Raw genomic sequence first — 18805 nt, forward strand, 5'->3', positions numbered from 1 at the left:
AAACAACGGTCCGGGTGAAATACGCCGGACCGCTTGAGATGAACGATAAGTCGGAGCGCAGCCAGTCTGCTGGATGGCTATTATTCATTGAACTCCACAATTCAATGAAACAACGACAGCAAAGGTGGGTTCCAAAACCATGAAAATATTGACCGTGCTCGGCACAAGACCGGAGATTATACGGCTCAGCCTGATTATTCCGAAGCTGGACCACTATGCAGATGAACATGTGCTTGTGCATACGGGCCAAAATTATACGGAAAGCTTAAGCGGACAATTCTTCCGCGAGCTGGGTTTGCGCGCCCCGGATTATGTGCTTCAGGAGAAAGCGGGAACGCTGGGCAAACAACTGTCTGCCATGTACTCGCAGATGGAGGACATTTTAAATAAGGAACGCCCAGATCATGTACTATTGCTCGGTGATACGAACAGCGCCTTATGTGCCCTGCTAGCGGAACGTATGGGTTACCCAGTTGTGCATATGGAGGCTGGGAACCGCTGTTATGATCTGGATGTGCCGGAGGAGAAGAACCGGCGCGTCATCGACGCGATTTCTACTATTAATATGCCGTATACAGAGCAAAGCAAGCAGCACCTACTGCGTGAAGGCTTTCCAAGCCAACGAATTATACTGACTGGAAATCCGATCTATGAAGTCATGCAGCACTATGAGAAAGAGATATCTGGAAGCGAAATTTTGAAAAAGTTAGGATTGTCGCCGGGGAAATATTTCTTGGTCACTGCCCACAGAGCTGAAAATGTCGACCATCCGCCACATTTGCTGGCTATTTTGGATGGTCTTAACCGGGTAGCCCGGCAGTTCGGGCAGCGGGTCATTTGCAGTATCCATCCCCGCACCGCCGCTCGGATCGCAAGCCACCCGCCGATCCAGCTTGATCCGCTGGTAGAATTTCACGAGCCGTTCGGCTTTTTTGACTTCGTTCTGCTGGAGCGGCATGCCCGCTGCGCTTTGACGGACAGCGGCACCGTACAGGAAGAATGCTGTGTCATGGGGGTGCCGACCGTCACGATGCGTCGTACGACCGAACGGCCGGAAACGGTAGATTGTGGCAGCAATATCGTGTCCGGTCTTGATGGCGAGGTTATAGCAACCGCGGTAGCTATAATGACCGGGATGAACCATAAGTGGCAGTGTCCCGCAGGCTATCTGGCGGAAGATGTATCGGATAAGGTAGTCAAATTTTTGCTTGGAGGGAAACGGCATGTTTGAAAACCAACGTATCTTGGTTACCGGCGGTACCGGCTCTTGGGGGCATGAGCTGGTTACCCAGTTACTGCCGCGTAACCCCAAAGAGGTCATTATCTATTCACGTGGAGAATCGAGTCAGGTTGCCATGAACAGGCAGTTTGAGGATGAACGGCTCAGCTTCTGTATTGGAGATATCCGGGATAAAGACGCGCTGGTTACCGCTTGTCAGGGTGTGGACTATGTGTTTCATTTGGCGGCTCTCAAGCACGTACCTGTCTGTGAGGATCAGCCCTATGAAGCACTCAAAACCAATGTCGTAGGCACCCAAAACGTGATTGAGGCCGCTGTCGCCAATCAGGTAAAGAAAGTTATATATATATCGACTGACAAAGCCGCGAATCCGTCCAATTTTTACGGTATGACCAAGGCGATTGGAGAAAAATTGATTGTCTACGCCAATCTGCTGAATAGTGATACACGGTTCGTGACGGTGCGAGGCGGTAATGTATTGGGCACAAACGGAAGCGTAGTGCATCTGTTTCAAAACCAGATTCGCCAAAAGGGGAAGGTTTCTATTACGGATATGAAAATGACCCGTTTTTTCCTGACCCTGCGTGATGCGATCAGTCTCCTGTTCAAAGCTTCGGTGGAAAGTGTCGGCGGGGAAATTTTTATCATGACCATGCCAACCTGTCGCATTTTGGATTTGGCTGAGGTGCTCATTGAAGATTCGGGCGTGGAAAACGTAGAAATTGTAGAGCAAGGTGTCCGTCCCGGCGAAAAAATTCATGAGATTTTGATGAGTAACTTTGAAAGCCTGACAACGGTTGTGTATGACGAGCAATATTTGGTCATTCTCCCAACGCTGAACATCCCCCAATTAAGAGACCGTTATAGTCAGTGTCCTCCGGTATCATTCAGCAGCTTTAGCTCGGAGTTTAATCTGATGTCAAAAGAGGAAATTCGAACTATCCTCCGGAGCGGGGGGTTCATTAAATGAAGCTGCTTATTTTGGGTGGTAACGGCATGGCGGGCCATGTCCTGGTCGATTATTTTCAAAATCAGGGCGGGCATAACGTCTTCTATACCACCCGTGATCCCGAAAATAAAGGCGGTCTGCTGCTGGATGTAAGAGACAGCTTTATGGTAGAGCAGTTGGTTCGCAGTGTGCGGCCAGACGTCATCATCAACGCGGTGGGTGTGCTGAATCAGTATGCCGGGGAGGATCAGATTACAGCATACCAAATCAATGGACTGTTGCCGCATCTTCTCCGGCGGACGGCGGACAGCATCGGTGCCCGACTCATTCATATCAGCACGGATTGTGTATTCGAGGGAAAGCGTGCTCCTGGTTTGTACAAGGAGACGGATCAGCCTGACGGGACAAGCGCCTATGCTGTGACGAAAATACTCGGAGAAGTAAAGGCGGCAGGGCATCTGACTATTCGTACCTCTATTATCGGTCCGGAAATTCGGAGGGAAGGCATTGGTCTGCTGCACTGGTTTTTGCAGCAGAGCGGAGATGTTGACGGATATCGCCGTGTCTTTTGGAACGGAGTCACGACACTGGAATTGGCTAAAGCGATACAGGTGCTTATGAATGAGCCGCTAGACGGACTCATTCATCTGGTTCACCCCGAACCGATCAGTAAACATGATTTGCTACTGCTGTTCAAAGACATCTGGAAGAGGGAGGATATTCGGATCGTGCCGAAAGATGAGCCGGTGCAAGATCGGACGCTTCGTTCTACCCGGGCCGATCTGCTCTACGATGTTCCTCACTACAGCATCATGCTGAAGGAGCTGCTGGAATGGACAGAAGCACAGCGGAACAACGTCGGCCTGTCATAGTCATTACCGGAGCGGCAGGCTATACCGGGATGCACGCCTGCCTCTATTTTGCAAAGCTCGGCTGGGAGGTGGCGGCGCTGACTCGCACTGCCGCTTCCGCATCAAAGCTGACCTCACTGGCTGGAGATGATGAGTATCCTAGTCCGGATGTCGGCACTCACGTCTGTATCACGCCTTATGTATGTGATTTGCTTGATAAGAAACGTCTTGGCGAAGTAATCCGCCAAATTGCACCGGATTATGTGCTTCATCTGGGGGGTAAAAATTCGGTGCCTGAATCATGGCAAAGTCCACTACTGTACATGGAATCCAATGTACTGTCCACATTGTATCTGCTGGATGTACTGCGCTCTTTCCCCAAAGTCCGAATTGTAGTGGCGGGTTCTCGCCTAAAGACGGCTTTGCAGGCACCGTATTATCCTCCGCACCCGTACAGCCTCAGCAAAAGCCTTCAAGAGGCAGTCGCGCTTTCGTGGGGTGCGCTGTTCGATCAATCCGTCATGCTGGCGGAGCCTTGCAATCTGATCGGCCCGGGTCCCTCCACCGGTTTCTGTGCACTGTTGGCAGGCTTTATCGCACGCACCGAGCAGAGCGTGCGAGACGTGCAGAATGTAGAGCCCCCTGCCCTTGCTTCCGTTTCTGCACCGACTCCGTTTCAGGTTTCTTCACGGCATGCGCAGCGAGATTTTCTGGACGTGCGCGATGCTGTCCGAGCGTATAGCGTGCTACTGGAGCGAGGTGTTCCGGGGCGTGTATACCCCGTTTGCTCAGGCAAGATGATGCAGTTGGGGGACATCGCAGAACGCATGATTGCGTTGGCAGACACCCCTGTTGCCATACAATGGGGAGATGTGGCAGAAGAGGCGACCACGGATGTATATCAGGCAAAGGAACTAGAGGAACTGGGCTGGATGCCAACCATTCCGTTAGGGCAATCACTGAAGGATATGATTGGCTACAGTCGAGCCAGAAAGGAAGAAACGAGATGAGACCGAGTGTAACGATCGTAATTCCATTTTATAACTGCAGGTACGTCGATCAGGCACTGCAAAGCGCACTGGAGCAAACCTACGGCCCGCTTGAAATCATTGTCGTCGATGATGGTTCAACCACACATACTGAAATGCTTCATCCTTACCGTAAATATATCTATTATTTAGGTAAATTAAACGGTGGAACGGCCAGTGCACTTAATCACGGCATCCGACATGCCAACGGTGAATACATTGCGTGGCTCAGCTCGGATGATACCTTCCACAAGGATAAAATTAACAATCAGGTTTCCTTTATGCTGGATCAAGGTGCACATATCTCCCACACCAACTTCAACTTAATCAATGAATACAGCCAAATCACAAGATACCAGGCGGGACCGGTACTTCCGTCGATACAGGAATTTTATCGTTTTTTTCTGAAGGGTAACCCGGTAAACGGATGCACGGTTATGTTCAAAAAAGAGCTGTTTACGGAGATAGGGTTGTTTAATGAGCTGCTGACGTATACCCACGATTTGGATATGTGGTACAGAGTTATACTGGCAGGATACGAGTTTCCTTTTTTAAACGAAGTGCTGGTAAACTACCGTTGGCATGATGAGATGGGAACGAACAAGCATCGACACGTCATTGAACAGGAATATTTAATTACCCAGGCACGCTACAGAACCAGCTTAACTGAGCTGCTGAACAGATTTGCAGCTATGTAGTACAAATCAGAATATTGAAAAATTTTCAGCCTGTGACCTGCAGTGCCTGTATAGAGCACGCAGATTCACAGGCCAATTACAAATCACTAGTGATGGTAGGGAGAGTCATCTTAGTTAGGAAAATAATACTTTGTCATGATGCAAACCGTTACACAATAGATACCGATTCCCAGTCACCGGACGGGAATGTATGCTCTGGTACGTTATTGCCAGCAGCATCTTTTCCTTGAGCCTCAATGGAGATGGCACTTATGAATCCGGCTGCGACTGGAGATGAAACTCTAATTTCATATGCTGGCACTACAGTAGGAATCGTAAGTGTAACAACTGAATTTGGCGCACCCAGGGCAAATGTGGTTGTGAAATACAAGATTGACACCGTACCTGTCGGTGGGCTTCCGGGCGCACTGTACGCATTCACAATGATGGGTACAAGTGGAGCTGCTGTTGTATTACTGATACGTATTACAACAGAGCTCGAAATGAAAGTGCCATCTGGATTAAGGTTTTCAACGGCTCCTAACGAAAAAACGGCCATATTTCTCACCTCCTTGTAATACCAATATATGAAGAAAGAGTAGTAATAGAGTGTGTTAATATATAGAGGTGTTTAGTACAAATTAAGGAATCACGGCTTGTCCAATACCCGCAATTAACATTGCCCATCGACTTTTATTACCGCTGTATGTCGCGAAAAGATGATTAAACTACAGGCTGGTTCTATAAAGAACCAGCCTGTAGTTTAATCATCATAAAGCCACGATCATTGGACCTTGTGGGCTTCGGTTAAATACATCCGTCGGAAGGGGAATAGGAGGCTGTGTATGCCACCTGAACACATGAAGCTCTCTGTTACTGGGGATGGGGCGCAAACATCCGCCCTCTGCATAATACAGTTCGTGATCCGGGCCCATATACAGCCGGTAATCGATCAGCTCATGCTCTTCGAAAACATTGGTATCAATAGGTGGACCAATAGGGAAAGTCTCCAGCTGCGCGAATGAAAGAGGAATCGATTCGTTGACCTCATAGCCCAGCAAACGGAACGATTCGAAATCGCGGAAGGGATAGCGCAGACCATGGCTGATCAGGTGCATACCGTTCATGGGATCTCTGGCGATGTAAACCGCTGGGAAATGCTCTCGAAGTTGGCCATTATGCAGTAACGGCTTGCCGTCGGGGATGCTGGTCACCGTGGTATCCGACAACTGGATTACCCGATCAAGACGAAAATGAAGAGCATGAAAAGTATCAAGCGACTCGACAGGCCGCTTCAGTCCTTTCTCGATTTGATAAATATTTCCTTTGGAGTCTCGAATGAGTATTCCATTAGGTAAGGAAGAATCCTTAGGTCGATGATGCGGATGCCCCGTAGTAAACTGTCCGGGGAAAAAGTATTCATCTAATGTGTAAATGAGGCGTTCAGGGTTAAAATGCCATTTTCTTAGAAATATTCGGCGATTTCTCTGTCCCCATTCAACTATATCGATTGAATTATGTGTAAAACTTGCGTTACCCTCATGATGGACATGACTGTCTCCTGCGATGAGGAGCCTTAATCCCTTTTTTAGTGTCCGGTACCCGAAATCAATATCTTCATAGCCACCTCCCGGGAATGCTTCGTCTAAATACCCGATCTGACTTATCAATTGACGACGGAACAACATACAAAATCCGCTTAAAGCCGTTGCATCCCGCCAAAGTGAGGGATTAGTGACATTAAAATTTTTGCTGAATTCATGATATGTCTCTGTGGTTGAATAGGACATGGGAAGGCGTTGCATTGGCATCACCATATTGGACACAGGACCGACAATGCCAATATCCGCTGAGCTAAAAAGTGCATGAATTAAATTTTCCAGCCAATGGTGAGATACCATCGTGTCATTATTGAGCAGGAGAATAGTATCCCCTATAGATGCCTTAATACCTTGATTACAAGCTGCTGCAAATCCACGGTTAGTTTCATTCTCAATTAAACGTACATTCTCCCGACGACGTAGTTGATGTTGAGTACCGTCTGTCGATCCATTGTCAATACAGATCAATTCGTAAGGAATGGTAGTGTAGCGCACGATGCTATCCAGACACCGTTCTGTTAGTTTCCAGTTGTTTAACGTAAGGATAACGATACTGACCAGCATAAAATTCTCTCCTTAAAGAGTATTCAGAACCACTTGTAATTGGTTCTGATATGTCTGTCTGATGGTTTCTAATTCCTGTACAATAGCTTGGTAATGCTGGACCGTACCCATTTGTTCATGACGACGGTAGGCAGTGAGAGGCTCATCTAAATAGTGAAATTCTGTATGGTTCAATACTACACGAATCCAAAAATCATAATCATGAGTGTATAACAGCTTCTCATTGAAGTATCCAATGTTACGAACATAATCCTTTTTCATCATCACCGTACAGCCATTTAACGGGCAGTAGGAAGAAAATGCCTCAATAAAGGAACGTACTGTCGTAAATTTGGCAGTTGCATTGTGACATATTACCTCGTTTGCTTTGTTAATGACATGATAATCAGTGAAACTGACCTCGGCTTGATGTTGCTCCATAAAATTCACTTGACGTTCAATTTTGGTCGAATAAAACATATCGTCTGAACTAAGCCAAACAGTATACTTTCCGGTGGACATTTGTATACCATAATTGAGCGCGGTTGCCGTGCCGCCGTTCATCTTTCCTAGATAATAAATGCGATCCATATAAGGGATCAAACGTTCCTGGTGCATAGTTGACCCATCATCTACAACAATAATTTCGATATTCGGATAAGTTTGATTTAAGACGCTGGCTACAGCCTGATCTACGTACGGACAGTTGAAAAAGGGAATGATGACACTCACTTTCGGCAACGATTCCACGTTTCCTCACCCCGCAATCTTCATGTGCTTTCTCCCCACCATACGGTATGTTAAAACGAATTCATAATTGTGGACGATTGCCCGTGGTACTTCATTTTGGGGAGTTTATTTAAAGGAAAAAGAGGCAATTTACATCTCATTAATGTAACTGCCCCTTTTTTAGATTAGAGTGCTCAGATGTACGTTATGATCTAATTGGTGAAAATCCTAAAAGAGAACGTTCGGAATACCTGGATTGAACTTTTTATTGCTGGTTCAAACCATAAACGACAGCGTCAATTTCCTGAAGCAAGTTATTAAACCGGTTTTGGAATTTATCTATGCCGAAAGATTCTATGGATGCCTTGCGATTTTTAGTTCCTATTTCCAACATGCGCTCTTTATTTTGAAGGAGGTCAACAACTATTTGCCAAAGTCCGCCCACATCACCTTTAGGCACTAAAAACTTCTCATTCCCCGTATTTTTGAGTAGCTCACCAAGTCCTGCTGAGTCATAAGCAACTACTGGTTTGCCGAATATCATCCCCTCAAGAGCAGTCATTCCAAAGCCTTCATCAATCATGCTAGGTACGACTACGATATCAAGCGCAGGGTATAATTGTTCAATGTGGCTTTCGAACGAATGAAATATAATGCGAGATGGATCTAATGTTGAATACGCCAATACTTTGCATTTATTGAAGTATTCTGTTATTTCTGGACTTCCGGCAATAAGAAATTTCACTTGAGGAAAGTGTGACATTAGCATATCGGCCATATAGATAAATTGATCAATTCCTTTATGGACGGAGATCATTCCGCTTATGAGTCCTATTAGCGTTTCGTGGTCGCCGATATTATGGGCTCCCCTCAGACAACGACGATTTTCCTCCCATCTTTCAGGGTGCAATTCAGCATCATTCCAGGAAGGATATATAAGCCTATTTTTATTATTAACTATTGAACCCTTAAAAGGTGCAAGTACTGCTTCTGATATACCGATAATCCAATCTGCATAATGATTTACCATCCGTACTGCATCAATCTGATGTGCACCTGGATACAAGATTTCGTCTATTATCCAAACAACGGGAATGCCTGCTTTTTTTGCCGCAGCCGCAGGCAATGCATTAACCGATGTGTTAACCATCACCCAATCCGGCCTGTGAACGTGCAGAAGTGTTAATAGGGATTGGTAGTAATTAGAAGATTCTTGTTTTGCAAATTCCTGATGCATAGCTGGCGATGATTCATACAAAGACCATAGCAGTGGAGAATCTTGAATGGCTATACGTATCCCCTTAGTTTCTGCTTCTATTGACAGCATGCCGCAACAGGGAACAACCAGCACAACCTCATACTGCTCGCTAAGGGTTTTAGCTAAAAAAAGTAGCCATTTCTCGGCACCCGACATTCGAGCCGGATGGCAAATATGTGAGAATAACATAACCTTAGACTTTACGCTCACGGGCTACATACCCTATGCACTTCTCGGGTATGATTGTCACCTCCTTTGGATAGGTAATTTACTATATGAGCAATGTCTATCTGTCGACACGACCATTCACCCATGTATTATTCATTGCAAGGTAGTCATATATAATAGTTTGAATTTTTATGTGAGCACTCATGCGTGTGAAATGATCGTTTTCGGTGCCTGTGTGTGCTTGCGCCTGCGCCAAGCTATGGAGCAACGCATAAAATAATGCGAAGAGGGGAGCACATATGGGCCTGTCATGCTGTCATAACAACGTGAGGGATGCATCTGTCTCCGTAGTTGCTGGTAAGGCCCAAGCGCCGACCCGTTCAGGTTTGAAAGGAGGGGCACTAGTGAAGGCTTTGGTCACCGGGGGAGCAGGGTTTATTGGTTCCCAGCTGGTACGTGCGCTTGCTGACTCGGGCATCAGAGTACATGTGCTGGATAATCTGACGACCGGGAATGCTGCAAATGTAGATCCGCGCGCGGTCATGCATATTGCAGATATTCGCAGCTCTGAAGCCAGGACGCTGCTGATTCGGGAAAGCCCGGACATTGTGTTTCATTTGGCTGCACAGGCTGATGTGCAGCATTCCATTCATCATCCTGATGAGGATGCGGATGTGAATGTGCTGGGGACGATTCATTTGTTGCAGGCTTGTCGTGAAGCGGGTGTATCGAAAATCATATTTGCCTCCACATCCGGCGTATACGGAGAGCTGCAAAAGCAATGTATTCAGGAAGACGATCCCGTGAAGCCTATTTCAGGCTACGGGCTGTCCAAGCTGACCGCAGAATCGTATATTCGGCTTTTTTATCGCTTGTATGGCTTGAACTACACGATTTTGCGTTACGGAAATGTGTATGGCCCCGGCCAGGCCGCGAAGGGAGAGGGCGGTGTAGTCGCTATTTTTATAGACCGGCTGAAAAAAGGCAGCCCCTTGCTCATTCACGGCGACGGGACGCAAACCCGTGACTTTGTGTACGTCAAGGATGTAGTCCGAGCCAATATGGCGGCTATACATGCAGCGGATCAACGCACAGTGCATGTAAGTACGGGACGAACGACGTCCATCAATCGGCTGGCCTATGATTTACTAAAGCTGCACGGTTCGTCTGTGCGGCCTGTGTATTCACCGGCGCGGACGGGAGACATTCACCATAGCTGTCTGAGCAACGCAGTCGCCAGACATTGGCTTCATTGGGAACCGCTATACGGAATCTCTGCCGGTCTAAAGGAAACGTACGTGAGCAGTATGGGCACAGACAAAGAAGGCATCTAGGGCTAACGAGCGCGAGGATCAAAAAAAGAGACTGAGGGAACTCTCAGCCTCTTTTCAGTTTGAACAGAAATTATAGGTTCTCGCCAGCCAGCTTGAAGGCTTGATCGAGGACAGCCGCACCGTTTCCTCTACCGTAAGCCAACGTGTCAATAACATCTACAGGGATGCCATAGGGATCTGCAATTTCAGTTACTGGCTTTTTACGCATTCGCACCTGAGGTCCGAGTAAAATAGCAATCACTGGCTCTGTCATGCCTTCCAGCTCTTCCTTAATAGTGCTTTCGGGGATCGCTTCGATGTTCAATTCTATGGATCTTGCTGCGGCTTCTTTTTTCATCTTGGAAACCAGAATGGATGTCGACATCCCCGCAGAGCATGCCAGAATAATTTTTTTCATATCAAAAGCGCCTCCAGAAATTTATTTTAACTACTTATACTCTTCATCCAGATTAGCAACAAACAAGCGTTCCTTGATAACACTTTGATACCAGTAGCCGGATTTCTTCAAATGGCGGCTTCGATCATTTTCCAGGTTAATTTCCACCAGTCCATAGCGATTTTTAAAAGCATTCATAGGAGAAACATTGTCTGTGAAGGCCCACAGCATATAACCTATACAGTTGGAGCCTGCTGCTACGGCTTGTAACGTGTAGTATAAATGCTCAGTTATAAAGTCAATGCGATAGTCGTCCTGAATGATGTGTTCCTCATTTTTAAAAGCAGTTTCATTTTCAATCCCCATACCATTTTCCGCAACAAACCACTCGATATTGTTATATTCGTTCTTGATACGCATTCCCATATCGCAAATAATTTTAGGATAAATTTCCCAGCCCCGTGACTTGTTCATTCTTTTACCCGGAAGTTCGAAATGCTCGTAGTAGTAAGAGGGGTGAAAAGGAATGTTTTCATTCCACGCTTTACTCTGCGCTTTGACCCGGTGGGGATAATAGAGATTGATTCCAACGTAGTCAACGGTATTTTCCTTAATCAAGGCCAGTTCCTCCGCCGTAGCTTCAAAGGCAATATCATGCTTGCTCATGAGCTCGAACAATTCTTGCGGGTATTCGCCTTTAATAAGCGGGTCCAGAAATACTCGATTGTAAAATAGATCATACACATGTGCTGCATACTGGTCATGAGGGGCGCTGGAGCGGGCATAAGTCACTTCGGGATTTAGAATTACCCCTATTTTAGCCCCGTTCTCACTATAATTTTTGACTTTGAAAAGCTGTACACACTTCGCGGTAGCCAGCGTTTTGTTATAGTTCCATTGCATCCACTTCCGCGTATTTTGTTCATAGGGATAGCGAAGGGCATCCAGATAGACGCGAGTCTGTACAACAATGGGCTCATTAAACGTAAACCAGTGTTTGACTCGATCCCCGTACCGTTCAAACACCTTTTCCGCATATTTCACAAACAGCTCTACCACATGCTTGGAAGACCAGCCCTCATATTTGTCGAGCAAATAAGCAGGTAATTCATAGTGTTCCAGACAAATCATCGGCTCGACTCCGCTTGCAATCAACTCGTCAATGACCCTGCCCATATAATCCGCATAGGTTTCATCCACCACAATATTCTCATAATCCGTTAAGAAGCGGGACCAATTAATAGAAGTGCGATAATGAGTTAGCCCAATCTGCTTCATCAGGGCAATATCCTCGGCATAACGATTATAAAAATCGGTTGCACCTGCGGGTCCATATCCATTGTGCCAGACATAGCGGTCATTTTTGTACCATAAGTCCAGATACGAGTCTTGATCTTCCTGTTTACCGCTCCAGCCCTCTGTCTGCCAGGCGGAAGCCGCTGCCCCCATAATAAAATTCGGCGGAATTTGTATTGTGTGTTTAGCCATGACATGCTTCTCCTTTTCATTCTATAAATTCCCCAAGGCGATCCTCTACGGGTGTATCTCTACAGTAGCGCATTATTCAGTCGTTCGCTTGTTGGCAATTTTGACGAACGGAAAATAGATGATAATGGCTACCATAATACAAATAATCTGCGTTACAACGGCGCCAATGCTTCCACCTGTAGACAGGTAGGCATTAATAATAGGCGGTGTAGTCCACGGAACCATAACGACAGCTTTACCTGCGAATCCAAGCAACGTCGAGAAGTAACCAATTGTTCCTGTGATGAGTGGAGTTATAATGAAAGGAATCGCCATCAATGGATTCAGCATAATCGGAAGTCCGAAAATGACAGGCTCATTAATATTAAACAGACCTGGCCCAAGTGAAAGCTTGGTAATTTCCTTCATATCCTCACGCTTGGAAGCGATCATAATACTGATCAAAAGGGCCAGCGTAACTCCTGAACCTCCAATACTCATATATACATCCCAGAAAGGCATCGTAATAATGTTCGGAATGGGGAGCCCTTGATCATATGCAGTCATGTTGACCGTAATCGCTCCAAGCAGCAGAGGTTCACGGATGGGCTTTACCATTTGGTTTCCGTGAATACCGATCACCCAGAAGGTTTGCGCAACCAGCATGAGTACCAGTATACCTGGCAGCCCTTGGACTATGGTCTCCAGAGGTTGTTGCACCACATTATAGACAGCATCGTACAGGTAGAGCCCCGTAAATTTATGGAAAAAGAATCCAAGCATCGAGAAAACAGTTACCGTAATAATGGAAGGGATGAGTGCGGAGAAAGAAACGGCTACATTGCTGGGAACACTTTCAGGCATTTTAATCTTTAGCTTATCGGACTTGCCCAGTTTGTTGTATAGCTCAACGGATAGGATACTTATGAAAATACCCAAAAATAAGCTTTTGGTGTCTGTGAATTGACGGGCGATGACGTCCGTTACTTTTTGCATTTCTCCGTTAACCATCAGCTCGATTGTGGTTGGGGTCACAGAGATAAAACAGATGAGGGCAAGTAAACCAGGAAAAAGATTTTTCTCTCCATTAATTTTTCCTAGCTCCAGGCCAATCATAAAAATAGCTAGAATGGTGAGGATATTCAAGCTGGCATAGTTAATGCTTGAGAAAATCGGTTTGTACTCTGCCAGGAATGAGAATGGCTTAAAATGGGCCAGACCATTGACTGGGTCCATGACCATATTGGAGATCAGTACAGCAAAAGCACCCACAATAATAACAGGCATTAAGGTGATAAAAGCTGATTTGATTGCTATTATATATTTAAAATTGTTAATTGCATTTGCCACCGAGGTGAGACCATCGATCAGTTTGTCTTTGAAAGCCATGGCTAGCGCCCTCCCTCTACGATTTTAATCCGAGCTGATCAATGCGTTCATACAGGTCTATAAATTCTGAGGCCATATCGTGAATGGTGATGGCATTCATCAAATGATCTTGGGCATGCACCATCATGACCGACATCTCTGTTTTTGCACCGGCTGCTTCCTTACGAATGATTCTGGTTTGAATTTTGTGGGAAGACACCAGTTCTTTTTTAGCAGAGGCCAATTCTTCTTTGGATTCCCGAAATTTGCCCGCCTTTGCAAGCTCAATCGCTTCCATCGCCGAGCTGCGCGCATTCCCAGCGTATAATATAATTTGGAATACGATCTCTGTATCATCCATGTCCTCCATGTTCACAGCGTGTTCTACTGATTCATCATTATTCATATGTTCTTGACTCCTTTCATTCATTTGCTCGTATCGCCATTATAATTTGGAATCGCTTTCAACATAACGCATATTATTTCCTCTTCTTAACGGAAATCAATCGGTCTTTCTAGTTGATATCTCTATTACTAAACATAAAAAGAGAGAAATCCCTGCCATATAGGCTTCTGATTTCTCCTTTACTTGCATCCTGCTAATTTTCAACTATTTTTATGCAGCACCTCTACGAATTCCGTGTATGTTTTGCAGCGAATAAGCTGCTGGACTAGCTTTTCATGATTTAAAATGTTAAGCAAAATATGATACATACTTTGTAAATCTTCTGATTTGGTGCGCTGTATGCAGAGCATGCAAATAAACTGTACGGGCTTGCCATCCCAGTCGATAGCTTTTTGTAATGTACAAATGGCCCAAAACGTGGAATCAGCAAAAGGTTCCAGCGGATGCGGAATCGCGACAAAGTTGCCAAATGAAGTGGGGGAAACAGCTTCACGCTCTATCACAGATTGCAACAAAGGACCTTTTACAAGACCTGCTTCTTGTATCTTTTCGGCTATGAATTCAAGTGCCTGCCGTTTGTTATCAAACTTCTGCTGAAGAAAGATCAATTTTTTTCGAATATACTGTACAGCAGGAAGTTTTGACTCTGAGATGGCTTGTTCAATTTTAGTAATATCCGAACTGCCCAAAAATGTATTCACATGGATCATGGGGATAGAAAGCGGTTCTGATATGGGGATCGTACTAATAATAAAGTCCAATGCATCCAACGGCATTTGCCTCAGCTTATAAAATTCAGTAGTTCCTACGATCTCCAGCCTGGAACCGAAAACGGATTGAAGCTTGTAGTACAGCAGCTTTGCGCTGCCGAGTCCGGAAGCACATACGATCATACATCTTTTGGGTGTGCCCTCCATTTTCTTTCTCTCCATTGCGACTCCGATATGAATGGCTAAATACCCAATTTCATTGTCCTCGATGTGTATATGAAGTCGCTGTTTGATAACTTCCGCAGCAATGATGCCTGCTTCAAAAGCAAGCGGGTAATGGGCTTTGATTTCATCCAGCATGGGGTTGCGCAAATTCATTCCGTATTGATAACGATTCAGGACTGGTTTGAGATGAAGGCAAAATGCAATCAGCAATTCTTGATCGTTTTGAATATTCATGTTCAATTGCTGATCGATTCGGTCTAATATTTCGATCGTCAGTTCGTAAATATTTTTATCAATAATTTTTTTAATCTCTACTTCATCCATATGGACCCTGACAACGGTCCTTACACCCAGCAAGTGCACAGCAATGTACGCAATTTCAACAAGTGGAAAGGAGTGTTTCATGTTCTGTTCCAGAGCAGATACGATCTCAGTCGCGACCCTAAACTCTTTTTGCGCTTCGATTTTTTTCATCTCTTGTGGATAATACGAGACATACTTCTCTTCGCGAATACGCTTACATGCTATAGCGATATGGATGACCAGATTATTCAGGGCAATGTCTGACAACTGAATATCATGATACTCAATCCGCTCCAGAATCACTTCTCTTATGAGTTCCAGCTCTTCGTTAGAGATCAAAGAAGGGTGGGGCATCTGTTGCCCGCCTATTTCATCTGTCCTGTTAAATATATAGTCGGAAATGCAATAACGCAGCTTGGCCTCATTACCCTTAATTCGAATACCATGATACGGTCTGTTCTCCAGAGATAGTCCATAAGTTGACAGTAATTTCCGCACTTCTTTGAGGTCATTCTGTAAAGTAGATCGGCTAACATACAGCATCTCAGCTAAATCATCAAGTTTGACGTATGCATGAGTAAGCAGCAGTTTTTTTATTAAAAAACGATGTCTGGCTTCAGAAGAACTCGCTAATAGATGGGGCACATTGTTTTCATAGTCCTTTAATTGCTTTAGCAGATGATGAAATGCTTGTTCGTCCTGAATCTCTAGCCTGTAGCCTGTTCCTTTAAGGGGTTTGACAGCCGCTCCATGCCGTGACAACAGTGCATTCAATTCCTTTACATCTGTTCGTATGGTTCGAGAAGATACCTTCAATGCATTCGCCAAATGTTCACCCTTGATCATCTGTTCAGCAACCAATATACGTAGAATATCAAAAATACGCAAAACGAACCCCCTTTCTGAGCTGTTCTGATGAACAGTATACAATGCTTAGAGCGTAACCAAAAGAAGAACTAACCACAGCACAAATCACCTATGATCTTGACACCCCAGTATATTCAAAGATATTATAGATACAATAAGTCTGTGATTGAGGTGTAGTTATGAAATTTACCAAAGCAACCAATTATGCTCTGCATACCATGCTTATGCTTGTTACGGATTCGTCGGTGAAGCCTATAGGTGTTCAGCAATTGGCCGAAGCGCAACAAGTCTCACCTACGTATCTTTCAAAAATTTTGACGAGGCTTGTGAAGGCGGGGATGATCGAATCGGTCTCTGGAGCCAATGGAGGCTATCGCTTATCCCGCAATAAAGACGATATTACCTTTTTGGATATCATTCATGCGATTGAAGGGACGAATTCTTTGTTTGAATGTGACTTTGTCCATGGATCAGAATGTCTGATTCAAGCTGTAATGAGGGAAGCGGAGGAGAAAATGGAGAGCCATCTTAAAAATACAAAATTGGTCGATTTGGCGCAAAAGCAAGCGCAAATATAAAGGTAACGGCTAGATATAGAAAGAGGGTGGTTGTCAGTGATATGAAGTGTTTTTTTGTTTTTATTATAGATATAAAGAGTCTTTAATATCCTTGAAAAGGAGCTGAATGTATGTTGTACGATTGCGCTATTATTGGCGGAGGGCCCGCCGGATTGAATGCAGCCCTTGTGCTTGGCAGGGCAAGGAGAAGTGTGGCTTTGATCGATAATAACCGACCCAGAAATGCGGTTACGCATGCGTCGCACGGTTTCATTACGAGAGACGGCGTAACGCCGGCCGAGTTCCGCCGTGTAGCTTATGAGGAAGTACTACGTTATCCGTCTGTCCATCATCTGCCAACCGAGGTTATTTCGGTTACGAAAAAAGAATCCATATTCGAGGTGTTTGATTCTTCAGGCCTTCGTATTCAAACGCGAAAATTGATACTGGCGACGGGCGTAAAGGAGGTATTCCCTGAGATCGAAGGTTTTTATACGTTTTACGGGAAAAGTTTGTTTAATTGCCCTTATTGCGATGGCTGGGAGCTACGGGATCAACCGCTTGTCCTCGTCTCTGAGTCGCCAGCTATATATCATACAGCCAAACTGCTCCTGAACTGGAGTAAGGATTTGCTTGTCTGCACGAACGGTCAGGCATTCTTGTCGGACGAGCAAAAAGAACGACTTCAATCTAAAGGAGTCGTGGTCATGGAGCAGCCTGTTGCAGCGTTCATCGGTCACCACGGGCAGCTGGAGTATGCGTCCTTTACGGACGGCACTCAAGTCCCGAGAGTCGGCGGCTTTGTGACCCCCCGATTTGTACAAAGTACACCGTTTGGAGGAGATTTGGGCTGTGAAAGGACAGAGTCGGGCGGGATCCAAACGGATGGAGCGGGGAGAACCTCCATACCTGGTGTATATGCTGCCGGGGATTCTTCGTACTTCATGCCTTCTCAGTTGATTTTTGCTGCGGCCGACGGCAGTCGAACTGCTGCGAGCGTAAATCTGGATTTGACAGAGGAAGATTTCAACGAGTGTTGAGCATTTGAAATGTTCGATGTGAATCGGATGCTGGAAAAGGCCGCCATATAGGCGGCCTTTTTCTATTCACTTGATTATAATTCTGCGTCTATACAAGACCTTCTTTCAATAACCTCTGTATTCACGAGAACCTGAGTATGATGCTCCTGATTGTGATTAAGTCTTTCCATCAGCAAATTTACAGCCGTTCGGGCCAAAATATCCTTTTTCACATGAATGGTTGTGAGTTCCGGGCTAATGACCTTGGCTTCATGAATATTATCAAACCCCATGACAGAAATTTGTTCAGGCACTCGAATGTTCATTTCCTGAAACGTTTTAATAGCACTGATTGCCATATAATCATTCTCACAAAATAGGGCTGAAGGCAGCTCATTCAGGTCATGAATAGCTGTTTTAAATGATTCCTGTGACATTACAAGCATCGGATGCATATCAAAGGTAAGCCCGTGACCTATGGCAAGATTGTGCTCCTCTAAAGCAGCCATGAACCCCTCTTTTCGTTTTGTAAAGTTAAGAATTCTGGTACTGGATTGTACGTATCCTATATTTCTGTGACCGGACTGGATTAAATATTGGCCTGCCTGGTACCCTCCAAGATAGTTATTAATAGATACAAAACTGGCATCAACGTGTTCAAAGCAGGTATCCAAAACTACGATATTGGAATGAATAGATTGTAAGGAATGAATAATCTCGGCAGTTAGATTGGTGCCCAGCAGAAGTATACCTGAAGAAGGCTGGTCCTTTTCCAGAGCAGACAACTCTGCCTCCAGGCTATGGCTATCAAATGATGAAAAAATCAAAGTATTTCCATGTTCTCTCACTTGATTGGTAATATGATGGATCAATTCATTGAAAAATGGAAGTGATTCATATTGCTCGGTCACGATGCCTGTATTTTTGCATGCAACAAAACGAATGACATGGTGACTCTTCGTAAATTCCTTATTTGACTTCATGGTACGTGGTCTATATCCATGCTCGTGGGCAATTCTTAAAATATGCTCTTTGGTTTCTTCGCTAACACCGGGTTTGTTATTAAATGCTAAAGAGACGGCTGATTTTGAAACACCGGCAAGCTTTGCAATATCATCTATTTTCAACA

The 18805-nt window shown here is 45.1% G+C and carries 18 protein-coding genes; 8 read left to right on the top strand and 10 right to left on the bottom strand.

What is annotated here, in order from left to right; all coding sequences use genetic code 11:
• Window positions 1–139 precede the first annotated feature (139 nt).
• The 5 genes from wecB to BN1546_RS16750 are packed head-to-tail and all read left to right on the top strand — an operon-like array spanning window position 140 to window position 4766.
• On the top strand, window positions 140–1231 hold the full coding sequence (gene wecB / locus BN1546_RS16730) for a non-hydrolyzing UDP-N-acetylglucosamine 2-epimerase (protein WP_040102964.1): 1092 nt from the start codon (window positions 140–142) through the stop codon (window positions 1229–1231).
• A complete protein-coding gene (locus BN1546_RS16735; RefSeq protein WP_013372825.1) occupies window positions 1224–2210 on the top strand; it encodes a polysaccharide biosynthesis protein in 987 nt (328 codons plus the stop codon). The genes wecB and BN1546_RS16735 overlap by 8 nt, the downstream gene beginning before the upstream one ends.
• Window positions 2207–3061 carry a dTDP-4-dehydrorhamnose reductase family protein gene (locus tag BN1546_RS16740; protein WP_040102965.1) on the top strand — a complete coding sequence of 285 codons (855 nt, stop codon included), beginning with the start codon at window positions 2207–2209 and terminating at the stop codon, window positions 3059–3061. The genes BN1546_RS16735 and BN1546_RS16740 overlap by 4 nt, the downstream gene beginning before the upstream one ends.
• Entirely contained in the window at window positions 3022–4050 is a 1029-nt protein-coding gene (locus BN1546_RS16745) for an NAD-dependent epimerase/dehydratase family protein (RefSeq protein WP_090738368.1), read from the top strand. Before BN1546_RS16740 ends, BN1546_RS16745 begins: the two co-directional genes overlap by 40 nt.
• Window positions 4047–4766, top strand: coding sequence for a glycosyltransferase (locus BN1546_RS16750; protein ID WP_090738369.1), 720 nt, complete (start codon window positions 4047–4049; stop codon window positions 4764–4766). Before BN1546_RS16745 ends, BN1546_RS16750 begins: the two co-directional genes overlap by 4 nt.
• A gap of 148 nt (window positions 4767–4914) precedes the next feature.
• Here the strand turns inward: BN1546_RS16750 and BN1546_RS16755 are convergent, their stop codons facing one another.
• The 4 genes from BN1546_RS16755 to BN1546_RS16770 all read right to left on the bottom strand — a co-directional run bounded on the left by BN1546_RS16755 (window position 4915) and on the right by BN1546_RS16770 (window position 9086).
• The gene (locus BN1546_RS16755; RefSeq protein ID WP_040102968.1) at window positions 4915–5304 is read right to left on the bottom strand and encodes a hypothetical protein; all 390 of its coding nucleotides are present in this window, start codon (window positions 5302–5304) and stop codon (window positions 4915–4917) included.
• Window positions 5305–5515: 211 nt separating this feature from the next.
• Window positions 5516–6910: a glycosyltransferase family 2 protein gene (locus tag BN1546_RS16760; RefSeq protein WP_090738370.1), complete on the bottom strand. Its 1395-nt coding sequence runs from the start codon at window positions 6908–6910 to the stop codon at window positions 5516–5518.
• Between the two features lie 12 nt (window positions 6911–6922).
• On the bottom strand, window positions 6923–7639 hold the full coding sequence (locus BN1546_RS16765) for a glycosyltransferase (RefSeq protein ID WP_090738371.1): 717 nt from the start codon (window positions 7637–7639) through the stop codon (window positions 6923–6925).
• A gap of 244 nt (window positions 7640–7883) precedes the next feature.
• Window positions 7884–9086, bottom strand: a complete 1203-nt coding sequence (locus tag BN1546_RS16770; RefSeq protein WP_176702336.1) for a glycosyltransferase family 4 protein — start codon at window positions 9084–9086, stop codon at window positions 7884–7886.
• 362 nt (window positions 9087–9448) lie between these two features.
• Here BN1546_RS16770 and BN1546_RS16775 point away from each other — a divergent pair, with 362 nt between their 5' ends.
• Window positions 9449–10378, top strand: coding sequence for an NAD-dependent epimerase/dehydratase family protein (locus BN1546_RS16775; protein ID WP_090738372.1), 930 nt, complete (start codon window positions 9449–9451; stop codon window positions 10376–10378).
• A 70-nt stretch (window positions 10379–10448) separates the two neighbouring features.
• Here BN1546_RS16775 and BN1546_RS16780 read toward each other — a convergent pair whose 3' ends face one another.
• The 5 genes from BN1546_RS16780 to BN1546_RS16800 all read right to left on the bottom strand — a co-directional run bounded on the left by BN1546_RS16780 (window position 10449) and on the right by BN1546_RS16800 (window position 16121).
• Window positions 10449–10775, bottom strand: a complete 327-nt coding sequence (locus BN1546_RS16780) for a PTS sugar transporter subunit IIB (RefSeq protein ID WP_090738373.1) — start codon at window positions 10773–10775, stop codon at window positions 10449–10451.
• Window positions 10776–10805: 30 nt separating this feature from the next.
• On the bottom strand, window positions 10806–12242 hold the full coding sequence (locus tag BN1546_RS16785) for a glycoside hydrolase family 1 protein (RefSeq protein ID WP_090738374.1): 1437 nt from the start codon (window positions 12240–12242) through the stop codon (window positions 10806–10808).
• Between the two features lie 72 nt (window positions 12243–12314).
• Complete coding sequence (locus BN1546_RS16790) at window positions 12315–13610, bottom strand: PTS sugar transporter subunit IIC (protein ID WP_025675311.1); 1296 nt, start codon at window positions 13608–13610, stop codon at window positions 12315–12317.
• Window positions 13611–13626: 16 nt separating this feature from the next.
• Entirely contained in the window at window positions 13627–13995 is a 369-nt protein-coding gene (locus tag BN1546_RS16795; RefSeq protein WP_090738375.1) for a PTS lactose/cellobiose transporter subunit IIA, read from the bottom strand.
• A gap of 200 nt (window positions 13996–14195) precedes the next feature.
• Window positions 14196–16121 (bottom strand): BglG family transcription antiterminator, encoded by a 1926-nt coding sequence (locus BN1546_RS16800; RefSeq protein WP_090738376.1) that lies wholly within the window; start codon window positions 16119–16121, stop codon window positions 14196–14198.
• A 158-nt stretch (window positions 16122–16279) separates the two neighbouring features.
• On the opposite strand from BN1546_RS16800, the gene BN1546_RS16805 reads away from it, so the two are divergent.
• Both BN1546_RS16805 and BN1546_RS16810 read left to right on the top strand, forming a co-directional pair.
• Window positions 16280–16678, top strand: coding sequence for an Rrf2 family transcriptional regulator (locus tag BN1546_RS16805; protein ID WP_013372810.1), 399 nt, complete (start codon window positions 16280–16282; stop codon window positions 16676–16678).
• Window positions 16679–16788: 110 nt separating this feature from the next.
• Complete coding sequence (locus tag BN1546_RS16810; RefSeq protein WP_090738377.1) at window positions 16789–17697, top strand: NAD(P)/FAD-dependent oxidoreductase; 909 nt, start codon at window positions 16789–16791, stop codon at window positions 17695–17697.
• 74 nt (window positions 17698–17771) lie between these two features.
• On the opposite strand, the gene BN1546_RS16815 is transcribed toward BN1546_RS16810, so the two are convergent.
• Window positions 17772–18803, bottom strand: a complete 1032-nt coding sequence (locus BN1546_RS16815; RefSeq protein ID WP_090739159.1) for a LacI family DNA-binding transcriptional regulator — start codon at window positions 18801–18803, stop codon at window positions 17772–17774.
• Between the last annotated feature and the right edge of the window lie 2 nt (window positions 18804–18805).

Origin of the sequence: Paenibacillus sp. Mc5Re-14, assembly GCF_001049835.1 — a bacterium.
GTDB lineage: Bacteria > Bacillota > Bacilli > Paenibacillales > Paenibacillaceae > Paenibacillus > Paenibacillus polymyxa_C.

What these genes read in the sequence shown, in the direction of transcription:
- BN1546_RS16795 (WP_090738375.1), bottom strand. Translation starts at nt 13,995, where the DNA reads ATGAATAATGATGAATCAGTAGAACACGCTGTGAACATGGAGGACATG.
- BN1546_RS16810 (WP_090738377.1), top strand. Translation starts at nt 16,789, where the DNA reads ATGTTGTACGATTGCGCTATTATTGGCGGAGGGCCCGCCGGATTGAAT.
- wecB (WP_040102964.1), top strand. Translation starts at nt 140, where the DNA reads ATGAAAATATTGACCGTGCTCGGCACAAGACCGGAGATTATACGGCTC.
- BN1546_RS16785 (WP_090738374.1), bottom strand. Translation starts at nt 12,242, where the DNA reads ATGGCTAAACACACAATACAAATTCCGCCGAATTTTATTATGGGGGCA.
- BN1546_RS16780 (WP_090738373.1), bottom strand. Translation starts at nt 10,775, where the DNA reads ATGAAAAAAATTATTCTGGCATGCTCTGCGGGGATGTCGACATCCATT.
- BN1546_RS16760 (WP_090738370.1), bottom strand. Translation starts at nt 6,910, where the DNA reads ATGCTGGTCAGTATCGTTATCCTTACGTTAAACAACTGGAAACTAACA.
- BN1546_RS16735 (WP_013372825.1), top strand. Translation starts at nt 1,224, where the DNA reads ATGTTTGAAAACCAACGTATCTTGGTTACCGGCGGTACCGGCTCTTGG.
- BN1546_RS16740 (WP_040102965.1), top strand. Translation starts at nt 2,207, where the DNA reads ATGAAGCTGCTTATTTTGGGTGGTAACGGCATGGCGGGCCATGTCCTG.
- BN1546_RS16805 (WP_013372810.1), top strand. Translation starts at nt 16,280, where the DNA reads ATGAAATTTACCAAAGCAACCAATTATGCTCTGCATACCATGCTTATG.
- BN1546_RS16790 (WP_025675311.1), bottom strand. Translation starts at nt 13,610, where the DNA reads ATGGCTTTCAAAGACAAACTGATCGATGGTCTCACCTCGGTGGCAAAT.
- BN1546_RS16745 (WP_090738368.1), top strand. Translation starts at nt 3,022, where the DNA reads ATGGACAGAAGCACAGCGGAACAACGTCGGCCTGTCATAGTCATTACC.
- BN1546_RS16750 (WP_090738369.1), top strand. Translation starts at nt 4,047, where the DNA reads ATGAGACCGAGTGTAACGATCGTAATTCCATTTTATAACTGCAGGTAC.
- BN1546_RS16755 (WP_040102968.1), bottom strand. Translation starts at nt 5,304, where the DNA reads ATGGCCGTTTTTTCGTTAGGAGCCGTTGAAAACCTTAATCCAGATGGC.